This is a genomic window from Deinococcus sp. NW-56 (genome assembly GCF_002953415.1).
Lineage (GTDB): Bacteria > Deinococcota > Deinococci > Deinococcales > Deinococcaceae > Deinococcus.
Genome location: NZ_CP026517.1, coordinates 158,565 through 175,340 on the forward strand (window position 1 = coordinate 158,565; position 16,776 = coordinate 175,340).

The following is a 16,776-nucleotide window of genomic DNA, read 5'->3' on the forward strand; positions in this document are numbered from 1 at the left end:
GGGATGGGCACGCCGGGGCGCTCAGTTGCGGCTGAAAGTAAGGGTGGTCACCCCCGACTGCAGGGCCAGCCCCGTGGCCGTCACGGTCAGCGTGGGCCGTAACGCCAGGAAGGCGGGCAGGTTGACCGGCGCGGGCTGGTCCGGGCAGGCCCGCAGGGTGCTGATCGGCTCGCCCGTCAGGATCAGGGTGGAGCCTGCCAGCCGGTAGGGGGCGCTGTACGTGTTGCAGCCGTCGCTGCCACCCAGGCGGTCCGGCTCGAAGGCCAGGGTCACGGGCTGGGACGTGGGTGCCGGACGGCCGCTCACCGCCGAGAGGGTGTATGTCCGTCCCAGCAACGCCGCTGGGTTGACGGTTCCACTCTCTGGACCACTCCCTGCGCGGCGGAAGACCAGGGTGCGGCCATTCGCCGCCGTCAGCGTCAGCGTCTGGCCCTGCACGTTCGCCCGCAGGGACGGCTCGGACAGGAAGCGCAGGAAGGTCGACTCCTGGGCAGTCACGGCGGGAGCACAGGCCATCCGGGTGGTCGCCAGCGGCCCGAAGGTGACCCGGCCCGCCTGCACCCCCACGCTCCCGGTCAGGCGGTTGCAGCCCGAAGAGCCGCTCACCCGGTCCCCCGCGAAGGTCAGGCTGGGCAGGCTCCCCGCCACGGGACTCAGGGCGGTGCCGCCCGCGAGCTGCCAGCTGCCGTTCAGCGTCACGGTGGCCTCCGGGGTGGTGGCCGCGCCGCTCTCCCGGAAGATCAGGCGGTCACGCGGGCCAGCGAAGAGGGTCAGGGTCTGGCCGCTGAGCTGGTAGCCCGTGACCTGCCGCAGGGCGTTGGTGTACAGCGTCTCCAGGCGCAGGGCGCGTTCCGCGCAGGCCCTCCGGGTGGTCGCCAGCGGGCCGAAGCGCAGCACGTCTCCCCGGCTCGCGTAGGCCCCCCGGTAGGTGTTGCAGCCGGTGAACCCGGAGACGGCGCGGCCGTCAAGGCGCAGGGTGGGCCGCTCGGCGCCCACGGGGGTGACCGTTTGCCCGCCTTGCTGGAACTGGGTCAGCGTCCAGGTGGTGCCGGTCAGGGCCGGGGGCTGGGCAGCGAGGGGTTGGGTGGCGAGGGACTGGGCACCCGCCGCTCCCGCGAGGGCGAGGGTCGTCAGGGTGGTCAGGGCAGCAAGGGTCCGCATTCCTCCGTTGTAGGCCGGGGGTCTGACAGAAGGCTGAGGGGGACCTGACCCGACATTGGCTGACCCGTGCGCCGGATACGCAGGAGAGGCCGCTCTGGTGAGGGCAGGAGGCTTCCTCCAACGCCCCGGATTCTGGAGCGACGGCAACCGCTGGCGGGGGACTGGCTCGCGGTGTTGGGTGAACGACAGCTTCACCTCCCCTGCCGATACTTGGACTTTTTTGTCCAATTGTGTAGCCCTAACCTTCCATCCGGCGGCGGCGAATCGCGCCGCCCACACGTCCACCCCTAGGGGAGTACAAATGTCACTGGACGCTTTATTTGGATGAGTTAGTCTTATTTCAGTTCAAGGGATCCGGGGCCGAGGAGCCAGCGGCACGCAGAGAATCAGACGAGATGGGCGCTTCCTCCTCACAACTTGGACAGAGGAATCCAAGATTCACTCCCACCGAGAGGAACGCCACCATGCAAAGCAACCGCACGTCCATCGACCGAGCCGTCTCCACCACCCGCAATGTCGTCATCAGCTGCACGCTGGGGATCACCGCGATCCTGCTGGGTGCCGCCCTGATTCCCGGAGAAGCGCAACCCGCCGCCGTTCCGGCTGCGGCCACCGCCCAGGCAACGGGCGACCAGGGCGGAGCAGCCCCGACCACCCCCGTCTTGGCGAGCACAGCGGTTCTGGCCACCACCGCCCAGAGCAGTGCTGCGACCACCCAGGGCAAGGTCGTGAGCTACACGCTGGAAACGGTCATGGAAGGCGGCAAGATGGGCTTCCGCACTCCCGACGGCACCGTCAACCCCACCCTGCGGGCGCAGCCGGGCGACACGGTCAAGATCAAGTTGATCAATGGCGACGGCATCCGCCACGACATCGCCTTCCCCGATCTCGGGCAGGACTCGGCCGACGTGGAGGCGAGGGGCAGCAGCGTGGAGCTGAGCTTCAAGGTGGACAAGGCCGGGACCTTCAGCTACATCTGCACCCTCCCCGGCCACGTGGCCGCTGGGATGACCGGGCAACTGGTGGTCGGTCAGGCTGGGGCCGCCCAGCCCGCCGCCAAGGCGCCGTCCATCGCCCGCGACCCCACCGACCTGCCCCCGCCGCTGGCCCGCCGCGCCCCCAAGCACCTGAAGTACGAGTTCACGACGATCGAAAAAGAAGGCCACCTCGCCGACGGCACGAGCTACACCTACTGGACCTTCGACGGCCAGGTGCCCGGTCCCTTCGTGCGGGTGCGGGTGGGCGACACGGTGGACGTGACCCTCAAGAACGCGGAGGACAGCGTCGCGCCCCACTCCATCGACTTCCACGCGGTGACCGGCCCCGGCGGCGGCGCGGCCTCGACCCAGACGGCGCCCGGCGGTGAGACCAGCTTCACCTTCAAGGCCATGAAGCCCGGCCTGTACGTCTACCACTGCGCCACCCCGATGGTCGCCCACCACATCACCAGCGGCATGTACGGCCTGATTCTGGTCGAACCCGAAGCCGGACTGCCCAAGGTGGACCGCGAGTTCTACGTGATGCAGGGCGAGCTGTACACCGAAAAGGCGCACGGGCAGAAGGGCGACGCGGGCTTCGACGTGGCCAAGCTGCTGGACGAGGACCCCGAATACTTCGTCTTCAACGGCAGCACCGATGCGCTGACCAAGGAGTTCCCGCTCAAGGCCAAGGTGGGCGAGACGGTCCGCATCTTCTTCGGCGTGGGCGGCCCCAACTACATCAGCAACTTCCACGTGATCGGCGAGATCTTCGACAAGGTCTACCCGGAAGCGGCCCTGAGCAACGCGCCCCTGAAGGACGTGCAGACCACCCTGGTCCCGGCGGGCGGCGCGACGGTCGTGGACCTCAAGCTGGAGGTGCCCGGCACCTTCCCCCTCGTGGACCACGCCCTCAGCCGCGCGGAGCTGGGCCTCAAGGGCCTGCTGCAGGTCGAAGGCCCCGAGAACCACGCCATCTACAAGGGCGAGGTGCAAAGCGGCCACTAGCCTTCCCGGACCCAGTGCCTCCCACCGGGTCTTTCCTTCTCTTTTCCCGACAAGGAGTTTCCATGCGCCTTCCCCTCGCCCTCGCCGCCCTGCTCGCCCTGAATGCCTCCGTCCTAGCCGCCGCCCCCGCCGTCTCCAGCAACGCCGCCCAGAAAACCGCCGTTCTCAACGTGGTCGCCCAGAGTGACACGAGCAACTCGGGCCTGAACTTCAATGGAGCCTCGAAGGGAGGCAAGACCTTCACAGTGCCGCTGGGCTGGACCGTCACCCTGAAGTTCACCAACGCGGGCGCCATGCCCCACAGCGTGGTGCTCGCCAGGGCGGGCGCCCCGGCCCTCTCCTATGACACGGACGCGGCAGCCTTCGCGGGCGCGGCGACGAAGGAACCCCTCCAGGGCGTGGTCAAAGCCGACACCTTCACCTTCAAGGCGAATAAGGCCGGGCAGTACGTGCTGATCTGCGGCGTCCCCGGACACGGGATGGGCGGCCAGTACGTGAAGTTCGAGGTGTCGACCAGCGCCAAGGCCGCCAGCTTCAAGTAACCCATCATTCCCACAAGGAGACCCCCATGCTCAGACGACTCGAGGAACCCGGTGTGATGGTTCAGGGCACCAAGGTCCGCGCCCTGCTCAAGGCCCTGCCACCGCACGGGGTGATTCCCACCCACACGCACCCCAACCACCACGTTCTCGTCACGGCCCTGACGGGGGACCTCTCGCTGAACACCCCCGACGAGCAGCTCAGCCTGCGCCCCGGCGAGATCGCCTGGATCGACGAAACTACGCCGCTGGCCCTGCACGCGGGGCGGGAGGGAGCCACCTTCAGCGTGACGCTGGCGCGGCAGCAGGAGGCCGCCCAGGACGAGGCCATTCGCCTGACCTGAGCTGGGCTAGGCTGGCGGGGGGCGGGGGACACGCTCTCCCGCCCTCCCGTGAACCGGCCCAGCACGGGCCGCTCGCCCTTCCCGCCGACGCGGCGGAGACAGGAGTTGCGATGACCCTCTCTTCCCGGCTGACCTCCACCGGTCCATCCGTTCCCGACCTGGACGTGCGGACCGACTTTCCCCTGCTGGGTCGCCTGGAAAACGGGCACCCGCTGGTCTACCTCGACACCGCCGCCACCAGCCAGAAACCCCGCGCGGTGCTGGAGGCGATGGAGGCGTTTTTCATCGTCCACAACGCCAACGTGCACCGGGGCGTGTATGGCCTCGCGCAGGAGGCGACCGAGCTGTACGAGGACGCCCGCACCACGCTGGCGGCCTTCCTGAACGCGCCGGACCCCCGCAACGTGGTCTTCACGCGGGGCACGACCGAGGCGATCAACCTCGTCGCGCACGCCTGGGGCCTGTCTCACCTGCGGCCCGGCGACGAGATCGTGGTAACCGAGCTGGAGCACCACAGCAACCTCGTGCCGTGGCAACTCGCAGCGGGCGCGACCGGGGCGCGGCTGCGGGCGGTTCGCCTGACGCCGGACGGGCGCCTCGACCTCGGGCACCTGCAAGAGCTGCTGGCCTCCGGCCGAGTGCGGATGGTCGCTGTGGGGCACGTCAGCAACGTGCTGGGCACGGTGCATCCGGTCGCGCAGATCGCGCGGCTGGCGCACGCGGCGGGGGCGCTGTGTCTGGTGGACGGGGCGCAGGCCGCCGGGCACCGGGCGGTGGACGTGCAGGCGCTGGGCGTGGACTTCTACGCCCTCTCCGGGCACAAGATGTACGGCCCCACCGGCATCGGGGCGCTGTGGGGCCGGGCCGAGCTGCTGGAGGCGATGCCGCCCTTCATGGGAGGCGGGGAGATGATCGAAACCGTGGAGATCGGGGGGTCGACCTTCGCGCCCCCGCCCCTGCGTTTCGAGCCGGGCACCCCGCCCATCGCGCAGGCGGTGGGATTGGCGGCGGCGGTGCGCTTTCTGGAGGCGATTGGCCTGGACCGGGTGCGGACGCACGAGGCGGCGCTGCTGGAGCGGGCCTTGCGGGGCCTGGACGCCCTGCCCGGCGTGGTGACCTATGGCCCCCGTGGGGAGGACCGCGCGGGCGTGATCTCCTTCAACGTTCGCGGGGTGCACCCGCACGACGTGGCGACCTTTCTCGACGAGGACGGCGTGACCGTCCGGGCCGGGCAGCACTGCGCCCAACCGGCCATGCGGGCGCTGGGGGTGGACGCCACGGCGCGGGCCTCCTTCGGCGTGTACACCACCCCGGAGGACGTGGACGCCTTCCTGCGGTCGGTGGAGCGCTGCGCGGCGTTTTTCGCTTCGGCCTGAACCGCAAGGGGGGCCGGGGGCGGCGAACACCCGCCCCCGGCCTCTTTTCTAGTTGGAACCCTCCCCGACCTGCCCCACCGCCGCCTTGAAGGTGTCCCAGGGCAGGAGGGCACACTTCGTCCGGGCGTGCAGACGCGCCACGCCCTGCAGGGCCACGAGGTCGCCCAGGGCCGGGTCGGGGGCGGCGCCGCGCAGCATGTGCTCGAAGGCCTCCGCGAGGGCGAGGCCGTCCTCGACCCGGCGGCCCCTCAACGCCACGGTCATCAGCGAGGCGGTCCCCTGCGACACGGCGCAGCCCGAGCCGGTAAAGGCCACGTCCGCGATCACCCCGTCCTCGACCCGCAGTTGCAGCGAGAGGCGGTCCCCGCATGAAGCGTTCAGGCCCGCCTGGGTCACGGTCGGAGCGGCCAGCGTGCCGTGGTGGCGGGGATGGCGCGAGTGATCGAGAATCACCGTTCGGTACAGTTCTTCGGCCCTGTTCATCTCACCCTCCTGCCCGGAGGCTAACTCGCCCGGCCCCTTCCCCACCATGACTCCGGTGGGGGCCATACGTTTTCTGTCCACTCCGTTCTCCCAGCGGGAGGGCGCCGCCGGGAGAACTCCTTTCCCGGCGAACGTTGTGTTCCCTCTCTCTCCGGTCGGGTTGAACAGTTATACAAACTGTTCAACCGGAATCCGTATCAGTCCAGGGAGGCCAGAAACTCGGCCACCAGGGCCAGGACCCGCTCGGGGTCCTCCCGGTGCGGCACGTGGTGGAGGCCCTCCAGCAGTTCCACCCGCGCCGGGCCACCGGAGAGCGCCCCGATCCGCTGCGGGTGGCGGGCCGAGCCGTACTCGTCGTGGGTGCCGTGCAGCACCAGCAGCGGGCAGCGTACCCCCGGCAGCGCGGGGTCCAGCGACCACGCGGCGAAGGCCGGAGCCAGCCACGTTCCGGTCCAGGCCTGCAGCACCCAGCGGGCCTTGTCGCCGTGGTAGCGCTCCAGGCGCTCAAGCTGCCCCGGCGCCGCGAACTGCTCCTGGGCCACGCGGATGCCCTCCAGGGTGCGGTCCTCGACAAAAGCCTGCGCCGATTCGGTGACGAGGGCCAGGCATGCCCCCGGCCACTGGGCCGCGCACTCCACCGCCATGCCCCCGCCCACGCTGTGGCCGAAGGCGGTGAAGGTTTCCAGGCCGAGAGACTCGCGCAGCACGGGCAGGAACGTCCGCGCCTCGTCCGCGATGAAGTCGGGGGGCAGCGGGCCGCGCCGGGGGGCGGAGCGCCCAAAGCCCAGGCGGTCGTAGGCGACCACCCGGCGCCCGGTCGCAGCACACAAGGCCTGCGGGAAGGAGCGCCACAGCTCCACCGATCCCAGCGAGTCGTGAAAGAGGAGAAGGGGTGTCTTCGCCGTCAGGGCCGCCGGATGCCAGACGCGGGCGAAGAGGCGACCCTGCGGATGCTCGACCCAACGGTCTTCGGGAGTGGGGAGGGCGTGGGCCATCAACCGGGGAAGTCTGCCACACGCGCCGGGACCGAGGTCTCCGCGCGGCCTTGCCTATGATGCCCGCATGGACAGGATACGGCCCCTCTCCCCACCCGGACGGCCCCGCCGATGAGTGCGCCGGGCGACCCCGGCTTTCAGGCTTTCGACTGGCCCCGGCTGCTGCTCGGGCCGGACCCCAGCGCAGGACTGCTGCTGGAACTCGTGTTCCGCACCGGGGTCCTGTTCGTGTGGCTGCTGCTCCTGCTGCGGATGACGGGCAAGCGCGGGCTGGCGCAGCTTAGCCCGCTGGAGTTCGCCATCGTGATCGGGCTGGGGTCGGCGGCGGGCGATCCCATGCTGTACGCCGACGTGCCGCTGCTGCAGGCGCTGCTGGTCCTGACGGTGGTGGTGGGGTTGCAACGCGCCGTCTCCCGGCTGATGACCCGCCACCGGGGGCTGGAGACCTTCGTGGACGGCTACCCGGTCGAGCTGATGCGCGGCGGCGTGATCGTGGGCGGGCGGCTGCACGAGGCCCGGCTGAGTCAGGAAGACCTCTTCGAGCGGCTGCGCCCGGAGGGGGTCGAGCACCTCGGGCAGGTGCGGCGGGTGTATCTCGAACAGGGGGGCCACCTCTCGGTCTTTCTGCTGCCCGAGGCGGAGGTGCGGCCGGGCCTGCCCATCGTGCCGCCCTGGGACCTCCAGCCGCCGCCCGCTGTCCCGGCCGGATACACCGGGCTGGTGGCCTGCCGCCGCTGTGGACGGGTGAGGCAGGGCGCGGCCGACCCCTGCGTCTGCGGGCACCGGAACTGGACCCTGGCGACGACCGACCCCTGGGCGCTGGCGGAGCCGGACCCGGCGCCCTGACCACGACACCCCCTGCCCGCGTCCTGGCGGCAGGGACATCGGCCTGGCGGGTCCAGGGCACCGGGGAGGCGAGGGGCACGGCGCTCTTCCCCCTCTGCTGTAATGCGGGCCGATGACCCCGCCGCCCTCTCCCGCCGCGTCTCGCCGCCCCCTGCTCGCGCTGCTGGCCTTTCTCGCCTTTATCAGCCTGGGGCTGCCGGACGGCCTGCTGGGGGTGTCGTGGCCCTCCATGCGGGAAACGTTCGGGGTGCCGCTCGACGCGCTGGGCCTGCTCGCGGCGGTGCAGACGGCGGGGTACCTCGTCGCCAGCTTTCTGAGCGGGCGCCTGCTGCGGGTCATGCCCATCGGGACGGTGCTGGCGCTCTCGACCCTGGCCGCCGCCGCCGCGCTGCTGGGCTTCGCGGTCACGCCGGGGTGGCAGCCCCTGCTCGCGTTCGGCTTTCTGGCCGGGCTGGGTGGGGGCGCGGTGGACGCGGGGCTGAACGCCTACGGGGCGAGGCACTTCAGCGCCCGCACACTGAACTGGCTGCACGCCTTTTTCGGACTGGGCACCACCCTGGGGCCGCTGATCGTGACGGCGGTGCTGGGGTCGGGGCAGGTCTGGCGCTGGAGTTACGTGATCGTGGGGAGTGCCCAGGTGGCGCTGGCACTGACCTTCTTCCTGACCCGGCGGCGCTGGGTGACGGGAGCGGCACCGGGTGGGGAGAGCGCCGCGCCCGTTCCGGCGGCCCGCACGCGCGACACGCTGCGCCGCCCGGTCGTGTGGCTGGGGATGCTGACCTTTTTCCTGTACACCGGGGTCGAGGCGGTGACCGCCCAGTGGAGCTACTCGCTGCTGACCCTGGGGCGCGGAGTCCCGGAGACGCAGGCGGGGCTGTTCGTGGGCCTGTACTGGGGCAGCCTGATGGTGGGGCGGATTCTCTTCGGGGCCGTCGCCCACCGGGTGCCGCTGGTGGGCACGCTGCGGGGGTGCCTGATCGCCAGCGTCGCCGGGGCGGGGCTGCTGTGGCTGGAGCCGACCCGCGCCCTCTCGGTCGCCGGGCTGATGATGATCGGGTTTTTCCTCGCACCCATCTTCGCCTCGCTGATCAGCCTGACGCCGGGGCGCGTCGGGCAGGCGCACGCGGACAGCGCCATCGGCTTTCAGGTCGCCGCCGCCGGGCTGGGCGGGGCCGCGCTCACTGCGCTCGTGGGCGTGCTCTCGCGCTGGGGCGGGTTGGAACTGATCGGGGCGGCGGTCGCCGTGCTGGCCGCGCTGCTGCTCGCGCTGTACGAGGTGTTCATGCGGGTGGGCGGCGGAGAGGCCGCCCCGGCGCGGGTGCCCGGCCCCGCCGCCGGAGAACGGTAACACCCCGGTAATCCCCCGGCCCAAGGCTGAATGGGGGGGCGAGGCACGTCCTTCAGGGTGCCCACCGGCCCCCCGCCACCCAGGGGGAAGACATGACACACGAACAGGCGGCACGCCGACGGTTTCAGGACAGGGTCTGTGTGGTCACGGGCGGCGCCAAGGGCATCGGGGAGGCGACGGCGCAGCGGCTGGCCGCCGAGGGCGGGGCGGTGATGCTCCTCGACCTCCGGGCCGGGGAGGCGCAGGCCGCCGCCGACCGGGTGAACGCCGCGGGCGGCTTCGCGGAGGGGTACGCCTGCGACGTGTCCCGCGAGGAGGACGTGCGCCGGGTCTTCGCCGAGATCGAACACCGGCACGGGCGGGTCGACGTGCTGGTGAACAACGCGGGAATTGGCGGTCCGGGCGGCCCGCTGGAGGACGTCTCGCTCGCGGACTGGCGCGGGCTGCTCGCCGTGAACCTCGACGGGGTGTTTCTCTGCACCCGCGAGGCCCTGCGGCTGATGAAGCAGACGGGCGGGGGCGCCGTGGTCAACCTGTCGAGCATCTACGGGCTGGTGGGATCCCCCGACTCGTCGGCCTACCACGCCAGCAAGGGGGCGGTGCGGCTGCTCACCAAGGCGGTCGCCCTGCAGGTGGCCGGGCAGGGCATCCGGGTCAACTCGGTACATCCGGGCTTTATCGACACGCCGCTGGTGCAGGAGTACGCGGCCCGCAGCGGCCACCAGGGCGAACTGCTCGCCTCTCTGGCCCGCCTGCACCCGGTCGGGCGGCTGGGCCGCGCCGAGGAGGTGGCGAGCGTGATCGCCTTTCTCGCCTCGGACGAGGCCTCCTTCGTGACGGGCGCGGAGTTCGTGGTGGACGGCGGGTACACGGCCCAGTGACCACAGCCCAGGGAACATGGCCCAGGGAGCGGGGAGAAAGGAGGGGAGGACCGTGGACCTGACCGTGGGCGAGGCGGCGAGCAGGCCGGGGACGGGCCTCGGGGCAGACGCACCGCTGAGTGCCGCCGTGGAGACGATGGAACGCTCGGGGCAGCGCCGGGTGCCCGTGCTGCGGGAAGGCCGGGTGGTGGGGATCGTGACCGCCGGGGACGTGCGGCGGCACCTGTCGCGGCTCGCCGGGGGCCGCTCCGCCTGGGACTTCGCCGCCGCGCTGGGGCGCACGTGCGTGGAGGACGTGATGACGGCCCCGGCCCTGACCGCGCAGCCTGACGAGCCGCTGGGGGCGGCGATCTCCCGGATGCTGGACGCGGGGGTGGAGGCCCTGCCGGTCCTCGACCCGGCGGGCGGGCTGGCGGGGATGCTCACCCGGCGGGACGTGCTGCGGGCCGGGGTGCGCCGCGCCCGCCTGACCTGGGGGCTGGTGGCCCAGCAGATGACCCGCGCGGTCAGGACGGTGGCCCCGGACACGCCCGCCACCGAGGCCGCGCGGGAACTGCGCGAGACCGGGCTGCACGTGCTGCCGGTGCTGGAGGGGGAGCGGCTCGTCGGGGTGATTCATGCCCGCGACCTGGCGGCCGAGGCCGAGCGGGGGGAAGCCGCGCCCGGCTCCCGGTCGCCGGAGGGTTCCCGCGTCCTGCAGGGCCGGGCGGTGCGCGAGCTGATGCGGCCCCCGAGCGGCTACCTGCTGGAGAGTGACCCCCTGCACACGGCGCTGGTGCGGATGCTGGACCGGGACGTGTACGGCCTGCCGGTGATCAGCGAGGGCGGGCGGCTGCTGGGCGTCGTCACCGTCACCGACGTGCTCAGCGCCGTCGCGGGCCGGACCCGCGCCCCGGCGCCGTAATGGCCGCGTAACCCGGCGCCCTCACGCTGCCGGTGGGAGGAACCCATGCGGCTGACGAGTTGGGGAGCGGCGGAAACGGTCACGGGCAGCGCTCACCTGCTGGAGGTGGGGGGGCAGCGGGTCCTGGTGGACTGCGGCCTCTTTCAGGGCGGCCTGGACGCCGAGGCGCTGAACCGGGAGCCGCTCGGCTTCGATCCGGCCAGCGTGGACGCGGCGCTGCTCACGCACGCGCACCTCGACCACCTGGGACGGCTGCCGCTGCTGGTGGCGGGGGGCTTCCGGGGCCGGATTCACTGCAGCGGGCCGACCGCCCGCGTCGCCGAGGTCGTGCTGCTCGACAGCGCCCGCGTGCAGCAGGAGGACCACGCCCGCGAGCAGCGCCGGTCTCACCGCCGGGTGGGGAGCGCCCCCCCGGAGGGTCCCCTCTACGACGAGGCGCTCGTCCGGGAGACGCTGCGGCGCCTGACGCCGGACATGACCCCGCACCAGCCCCGGCGCTTCGGGCGCGTGACCGTGACCGCCCGCCCGGCGGGGCACATCCTGGGCAGCGTGTTCTACGAGGTCGAGGCGCCGGAGGGCCGCGCCGTCTTGTCCGGGGACCTGGGCAACTGCAACTCGGCCCTGCAGCCGGATTTCACGCTGCCCTTTGCCTGCGACGCCGCCGTCGTGGAGACGACCTACGCCGACCGCACCCACCGCTCGCTGGCCGACACCGTGGCCGAGTTCCGGGACGTGCTGCGGCGCAGCCTGCGGCTGGGGGGCGCCGTGATCATTCCCAGCTTCGCGCTGGAGCGTGCCCAGAACCTGCTGTACTTCCTGGGGCGCCTGATGGACGCCGGGGAGATTCCGGCGGTCCCGGTGTTTCTCGACTCGCCGATGGCCGCCCAGGTCACCCGGCTGTACCGCGAGTACGCGTCCGAGTTCGAATCCGGCGTGGCGGGAGCACTCTCGCGCGGCGAGGACCCCTTTCACCCGCCGGGCCTGCGGGTGCTGGGGTCGCCCGGCGAGTCGCGTGCTCTGAACGCCCGCAGCGGCCCGATGGTGATCCTGGCGGGGTCGGGAATGACGAATGGCGGCCGGGTGCGCCACCACCTGCGCCACCGCCTGGGCCGCCCGGAGACCAGCGTGGTGATCGTGAGCTTTCAGGCGCCGGGCACCCTGGGCGCCGAGCTGATCGGTGGGGCACGGCAGGTGCGCCTGTTCGGGGAGGAGGTGCCGGTGCGGGCCAGCATCCACACCATCGGGGGCTTTTCCGCCCACGCCGACCGCGACGACCTGCTCGCGTGGCTGGAGCCGACCGGCGCGGCCCGGGTGCTGCTCGTCCACGGGGAGCGGCCCACGATGGAGGCCTTCGGGCACGACCTCGCGGCGCGGGGCCGGGCCGTGCAGATCCTGCGGCGGGGCGAGCCGCTGGACCTGGGAGGCGGGGAGCCGCAGAGGTCCGCTCCCCCCGCCGGGGGCAGGCCGGAGGGTAAGCGCCCGCAGGGCAGGTTCCCCGGTCTTCGCGTTCACCTGCACGGCCCGCACGGTCAGGAGCGGCACCGTCGCCCCCGCTCGCCGCGGGAAAGTGGGTCCGCGCCGTGTCCAGGGCACGCGCGGCGCCGCCTGAGAAAACCAGCGGAACCAAGAGACGCCCGAACATCCTGGACTCCTTGTAGGGGCGGCGCGAAGGGCACCGGGTCGTCCGGGGGCAGCGGGCGCGGCCCGGCGGCGACGGGCAGGGGCGGGGGCGCTCCCTCGGCCTCCTCCTCGTCGGGGAACTCGTGGGCCTCGGGGTCGGGGGTCTCGGCGTCCTCCTGCACCCTGGCCCTACCCGCCGCCCAGCACTCCAGCCTGCCCCATGCCTCGCCGGAAGGCCAGGCCTGTGCCACCCGCAGCAACCTGTCCATCGCGTTCACCGCGCCGGGTGCACTCGCGAGCATCACTCCGGCCACGACCACGTTGTTCACGGCCCCCTTCCACGCCCTGGGCATGCTGCAGCCCACCCAGACGTCCGTTGGCATCGGTACGTTCACTCAGCTCGACGCGTCCGGACGATACGCCCGCATGGGCAGTGGCATTACCTCCCTCAAGGAAGGCATCAGTGCCGGCGCGGCGCCATTGACCTTTCCTGGCAACGGCGCGACGACGGACCTAGTACAGCGTTTTTGAATTTGTCATAGTGAGGTATGAGCCGTCCTCTTCGCTATCCAGTGACTTTGAGTGCTGAGCAAGAACAGACTCTGCACGGCATGACCATGAAGGGCAGTGGCAAGGCGCGGGTCATGACCCGCGCCCGGATTCTGCTGCTGGCCCATCGACAGGTCACGGACTCGGCCATCAAGGACGCCCTCGGTATCAGCGTCCAGATGGTGCAAGCGACCCGAAAACGCTTTGCCCTGGGGGGACTGGACGCGGCGCTGTTCGATGCGCCGCATACGGGGCGACCCGCGAAGTTCGACGGCAAAGACCGGGCGGCCATCACCGCGCTGGCGTGCAGTGAGGCGCCCGAAGGTCACGCACAATGGAGTACGCCGTTTAGGGCTTGAGTCAGGTGGTCTCGGGCAGTGCGGGGACGAGAAAAAATGGAGACGGTATGGGTAGATACCGTCTCCACCACAGTTTAGGTCGGCGAACCGTCATTCGTCAGCTTCACCGCTGGGCCAAACGGCATTTCAGCGACCACAAGCGATTCAAACACCAGAAGCTCAGCGATGCGCTGTTGGTGGCATTGCTGCTCAGCCGTCTCGTCTTCAAGCATCCGTTTCCGTCGATTTGGTGGCAGATGCTGAGGGAAGACCGCAGCGGTCTTCCCTCATACACCCAGGCTTACACCCGTGGCCTCCGTCTCCTGAACCGCCTCGAAGCTGTCGCCAGCCCAGCCAGACGCTGCACAGAGATCATCATCGACTCGATGCCGCTTCCGGTCTGCCGACCCAAACGAGGGAAACGCTGCGCGTTTCCTGGCGCCAGGTGGGGGTTTGGGACGCAGGGCGACGTGTACGGCTACAAGCTCCACGCTTGGGTGACGCCGGAGGGTGAAATCGTCCAGTACCTGCTGAAGCCCGCCAACCTTCACGACACCACGGTGAGCTACGAGCTGAACCGCAGATGGCCGGAGTTCGGCGGGCCAAAGATCATCGGTGATAAGGGCTACTGCTGCCTGGGATACGTGTTCCCACCCAAGAAAAACTCCCGGTACGACACCGGGTGGCGGGAAGACCGCCACCCAAAGTTACGCAAGCGCATTGAAACCGTCTTCTCCCAATTGGTGGAGGCCCAAATCCGCTCCGTTCAGACGAAGACGCTCGCCTCCCTTCGCTTCCGTGTCGTCCTAGCCGTCCTCGCGCACAACCTTGCTCAGCCCTAAACGGCGTGGAGTATTCGCTTGCTGGCAGAGAAGGCTGTAGAGCTGAACTTGGTCGACCACATCGCTCCGTCGACGGTGTTCTACATTCTGAAAAAAACGCGGTCCAGCCGCACCGCAAAAGGCAGTGGTGCATCGCGCACCTGACGGCGAATTTCCTCTGCGAGATGGAACGCGTTCTGGACGTGTACTCTCGGCCCTACGACGACCGTTTTCCCGTGTTGTGCTTCGATGAGCAACCCTGCTTCCTGATCGGTGACGTCATGGCCCCGGTTCCGATGGAACCGGGGCGAGTCGCCAAACAAGACTACTACAGCGTTCATTTAATACGAATGGCTTCGTAGTGCCGTCCTAGCGTCCGGCGGGCGACCTGGGTGGAGAACTGCCAGTTGAGGGTGACGCCCGCGCGTGAACGCGCTGCCACCCAAGCCTCGACTTCCGACCGAAGCCGTTCCAGCACTGGAATACGCCGGTTCAAGCACTGCCGCTGAAGGGCACTGAATTCCAGTTCTGCCATGTTCAGCCACGAGGCATGTTTGGGCGTGTAGACCCACTCGAAGCGGCCCACCAACCGGTGGGCCGCCTGTGGCGACATGAACTTGTAGAAACTGCCGCCGTGATGCGTATTGAGGTGGTCCTGAACCAGGGTGATCTGGACGGCTGCTGGATAGGCCCGTTCCAGGTTCTGCATGAAGGCGGTGTACTCCTCGGCGGTCCGTCGGGCACAGACCTGGACAAACCGTCGGCCTGTTTTCGGCTCGACGGCCAGCAACACAGCCGCGCTCCCAAAGCGCTGGTATTCGTAGTCTTGTTTGGCGACTCGCCCCGGTTCCATCGGAACCGGGGCCATGACGTCACCGATCAGGAAGCAGGGTTGCTCATCGAAGCACAACACGGGAAAACGGTCGTCGTAGGGCCGAGAGTACACGTCCAGAACGCGTTCCATCTCGCAGAGGAAATTCGCCGTCAGGTGCGCGATGCACCACTGCCTTTTGCGGTGCGGCTGGACCGCGTTTTTTTCAGAATGTAGAACACCGTCGACGGAGCGATGTGGTCGACCAAGTTCAGCTCCACAGCCTTCTCTGCCAGCAAGCGAATACTCCATTGTGCGTGACCTTCGGGCGCCTCACTGCACGCCAGCGCGGTGATGGCCGCCCGGTCTTTGCCGTCGAACTTCGCGGGTCGCCCCGTATGCGGCGCATCGAACAGCGCCGCGTCCAGTCCCCCCAGGGCAAAGCGTTTTCGGGTCGCTTGCACCATCTGGACGCTGATACCGAGGGCGTCCTTGATGGCCGAGTCCGTGACCTGTCGATGGGCCAGCAGCAGAATCCGGGCGCGGGTCATGACCCGCGCCTTGCCACTGCCCTTCATGGTCATGCCGTGCAGAGTCTGTTCTTGCTTAGCACTCAAAGTCACTGGATAGCGAAGAGGACGGCTCATACCTCACTATGACAAATTCAAAAACGCTGTACTACGAATACCAGCGCTTTGGGAGCGCGGCTGTGTTGCTGGCCGTCGAGCCGAAAACAGGCCGACGGTTTGTCCAGGTCTGTGCCCGACGGACCGCCGAGGAGTACACCGCCTTCATGCAGAACCTGGAACGGGCCTATCCAGCAGCCGTCCAGATCACCCTGGTTCAGGACCACCTCAATACGCATCACGGCGGCAGTTTCTACAAGTTCATGTCGCCACAGGCGGCCCACCGGTTGGTGGGCCGCTTCGAGTGGGTCTACACGCCCAAACATGCCTCGTGGCTGAACATGGCAGAACTGGAATTCAGTGCCCTTCAGCGGCAGTGCTTGAACCGGCGTATTCCAGTGCTGGAACGGCTTCGGTCGGAAGTCGAGGCTTGGGTGGCAGCGCGTTCACGCGCGGGCGTCACCCTCAACTGGCAGTTCTCCACCCAGGTCGCCCGCCGGACGCTAGGACGGCACTACGAAGCCATTCGTATTAAATGAACGCTGTACTAGGGCGTTACAACGGGGGCGAGTGGCCGGACCCCCTGACAGCCTGCCCCGAGTTTCAGTCTGGGAGTACTGGCCTGCCCCTGATCGTCGCCACCTTCAGCGCCGTGGAGACGACGGCGACTGAGGCTTCCCTGACGGTGGACGGTCAGGCCGTACCTGTTTGTGCGTATGGCAGCACCCAGTACGTCAACACCAAGGATGCGCCGGGCAACTACGTGGGTGGGTACCGGAGTGCCCAGGACATCGGACGCAGTCTGCTCAAGAGCAGCGGGGCCGTATTCGTTATTCCCAAGCAGCCTCTTGAACCTGGCCGCACCTACCAGGCCAGCGTGAAGGTCAACGGCCAGTCCATAGCTTGGAGCTTCAAGACAGCCACCATCCTCACTGCTCAGTCGCTGGGCGGAGTGGGCGAGGTTACAGATCCGGTAGGGCGGAACATCTCCAGGAGGGTTTGGAAACCGTGGAGAGATAAGTCCCACTGAGTGCGCCCGACGGGCAGCGCAGTGAGATTGAGGGCCATACAGATCTGCTTCATCTGACGGGGAACCCATCACTCTCAGCGCGACCAAGACAGCCAAAGGGGAACCGTGACCGAATAAAC

Annotated in this window: 17 protein-coding genes and 1 pseudogene; 13 read left to right on the forward strand and 5 right to left on the reverse strand. The window is 69.5% G+C overall.

Features of this window, described 5'->3' with window-relative positions; all coding sequences use genetic code 11:
* Nucleotides 1–21: 21 nt before the first annotated feature.
* Entirely contained in the window at nt 22–1,161 is a 1,140-nt protein-coding gene (locus tag C3K08_RS14600) for an META domain-containing protein (protein ID WP_104992203.1), read from the reverse strand.
* A 464-nt stretch (nt 1,162–1,625) separates the two neighbouring features.
* Between C3K08_RS14600 and nirK the strand changes: the two genes are divergently transcribed.
* From nirK to C3K08_RS14620, 4 genes are all read left to right on the forward strand, one after another.
* Nucleotides 1,626–3,146, forward strand: a complete 1,521-nt coding sequence (gene nirK, locus C3K08_RS14605) for a copper-containing nitrite reductase (protein ID WP_234009258.1) — start codon at nt 1,626–1,628, stop codon at nt 3,144–3,146.
* A gap of 62 nt (nt 3,147–3,208) precedes the next feature.
* Nucleotides 3,209–3,688 (forward strand): sulfocyanin-like copper-binding protein, encoded by a 480-nt coding sequence (locus tag C3K08_RS14610; RefSeq protein ID WP_104992204.1) that lies wholly within the window; start codon nt 3,209–3,211, stop codon nt 3,686–3,688.
* A 26-nt stretch (nt 3,689–3,714) separates the two neighbouring features.
* On the forward strand, nt 3,715–4,029 hold the full coding sequence (locus C3K08_RS14615; protein WP_104992205.1) for a hypothetical protein: 315 nt from the start codon (nt 3,715–3,717) through the stop codon (nt 4,027–4,029).
* 110 nt (nt 4,030–4,139) lie between these two features.
* The gene (locus tag C3K08_RS14620) at nt 4,140–5,405 is read left to right on the forward strand and encodes a cysteine desulfurase (protein ID WP_104992206.1); all 1,266 of its coding nucleotides are present in this window, start codon (nt 4,140–4,142) and stop codon (nt 5,403–5,405) included.
* 48 nt (nt 5,406–5,453) lie between these two features.
* On the opposite strand, the gene sufU is transcribed toward C3K08_RS14620, so the two are convergent.
* A complete protein-coding gene (gene sufU / locus C3K08_RS14625; RefSeq protein ID WP_104992207.1) occupies nt 5,454–5,888 on the reverse strand; it encodes a Fe-S cluster assembly sulfur transfer protein SufU in 435 nt (144 codons plus the stop codon).
* A gap of 197 nt (nt 5,889–6,085) precedes the next feature.
* Nucleotides 6,086–6,883, reverse strand: a complete 798-nt coding sequence (locus C3K08_RS14630; protein ID WP_104992208.1) for an alpha/beta fold hydrolase — start codon at nt 6,881–6,883, stop codon at nt 6,086–6,088.
* 111 nt (nt 6,884–6,994) lie between these two features.
* Here C3K08_RS14630 and C3K08_RS14635 point away from each other — a divergent pair, with 111 nt between their 5' ends.
* The 7 genes from C3K08_RS14635 to C3K08_RS14665 all read left to right on the forward strand — a co-directional run bounded on the left by C3K08_RS14635 (nt 6,995) and on the right by C3K08_RS14665 (nt 14,211).
* Nucleotides 6,995–7,729: a DUF421 domain-containing protein gene (locus C3K08_RS14635; protein WP_104992209.1), complete on the forward strand. Its 735-nt coding sequence runs from the start codon at nt 6,995–6,997 to the stop codon at nt 7,727–7,729.
* Nucleotides 7,730–7,841: 112 nt separating this feature from the next.
* Nucleotides 7,842–9,077 (forward strand): sugar MFS transporter, encoded by a 1,236-nt coding sequence (locus tag C3K08_RS14640; RefSeq protein WP_104992210.1) that lies wholly within the window; start codon nt 7,842–7,844, stop codon nt 9,075–9,077.
* Between the two features lie 92 nt (nt 9,078–9,169).
* Nucleotides 9,170–9,958 carry an SDR family NAD(P)-dependent oxidoreductase gene (locus tag C3K08_RS14645; protein ID WP_104992211.1) on the forward strand — a complete coding sequence of 263 codons (789 nt, stop codon included), beginning with the start codon at nt 9,170–9,172 and terminating at the stop codon, nt 9,956–9,958.
* 52 nt (nt 9,959–10,010) lie between these two features.
* Nucleotides 10,011–10,862: an HPP family protein gene (locus C3K08_RS14650; protein ID WP_158679963.1), complete on the forward strand. Its 852-nt coding sequence runs from the start codon at nt 10,011–10,013 to the stop codon at nt 10,860–10,862.
* 45 nt (nt 10,863–10,907) lie between these two features.
* Complete coding sequence (locus tag C3K08_RS14655) at nt 10,908–13,013, forward strand: MBL fold metallo-hydrolase RNA specificity domain-containing protein (RefSeq protein WP_104992213.1); 2,106 nt, start codon at nt 10,908–10,910, stop codon at nt 13,011–13,013.
* A gap of 17 nt (nt 13,014–13,030) precedes the next feature.
* Complete coding sequence (locus tag C3K08_RS14660) at nt 13,031–13,390, forward strand: helix-turn-helix domain-containing protein (RefSeq protein WP_104992214.1); 360 nt, start codon at nt 13,031–13,033, stop codon at nt 13,388–13,390.
* Between the two features lie 47 nt (nt 13,391–13,437).
* Nucleotides 13,438–14,211, forward strand: coding sequence for an IS982 family transposase (locus C3K08_RS14665; protein ID WP_104992215.1), 774 nt, complete (start codon nt 13,438–13,440; stop codon nt 14,209–14,211).
* A gap of 316 nt (nt 14,212–14,527) precedes the next feature.
* On the opposite strand, the gene C3K08_RS14670 is transcribed toward C3K08_RS14665, so the two are convergent.
* Together C3K08_RS14670 and C3K08_RS18615 are read right to left on the reverse strand one after the other, a co-directional pair.
* Nucleotides 14,528–15,313: an IS630 family transposase gene (locus C3K08_RS14670; RefSeq protein WP_104992216.1), complete on the reverse strand. Its 786-nt coding sequence runs from the start codon at nt 15,311–15,313 to the stop codon at nt 14,528–14,530.
* A pseudogene (locus C3K08_RS18615) lies at nt 15,253–15,648 on the reverse strand (helix-turn-helix domain-containing protein); the annotation flags it as partial. The gene C3K08_RS14670 and the pseudogene C3K08_RS18615, both read right to left, overlap by 61 nt.
* 8 nt (nt 15,649–15,656) lie before the next feature.
* Here C3K08_RS18615 and C3K08_RS14680 point away from each other — a divergent pair.
* Both C3K08_RS14680 and C3K08_RS18015 read left to right on the forward strand, forming a co-directional pair.
* Entirely contained in the window at nt 15,657–16,166 is a 510-nt protein-coding gene (locus tag C3K08_RS14680) for an IS630 family transposase (RefSeq protein ID WP_104992218.1), read from the forward strand.
* Nucleotides 16,163–16,657, forward strand: a complete 495-nt coding sequence (locus C3K08_RS18015) for a hypothetical protein (protein WP_158679964.1) — start codon at nt 16,163–16,165, stop codon at nt 16,655–16,657. Before C3K08_RS14680 ends, C3K08_RS18015 begins: the two co-directional genes overlap by 4 nt.
* The last annotated feature ends 119 nt before the right edge of the window (nt 16,658–16,776 follow it).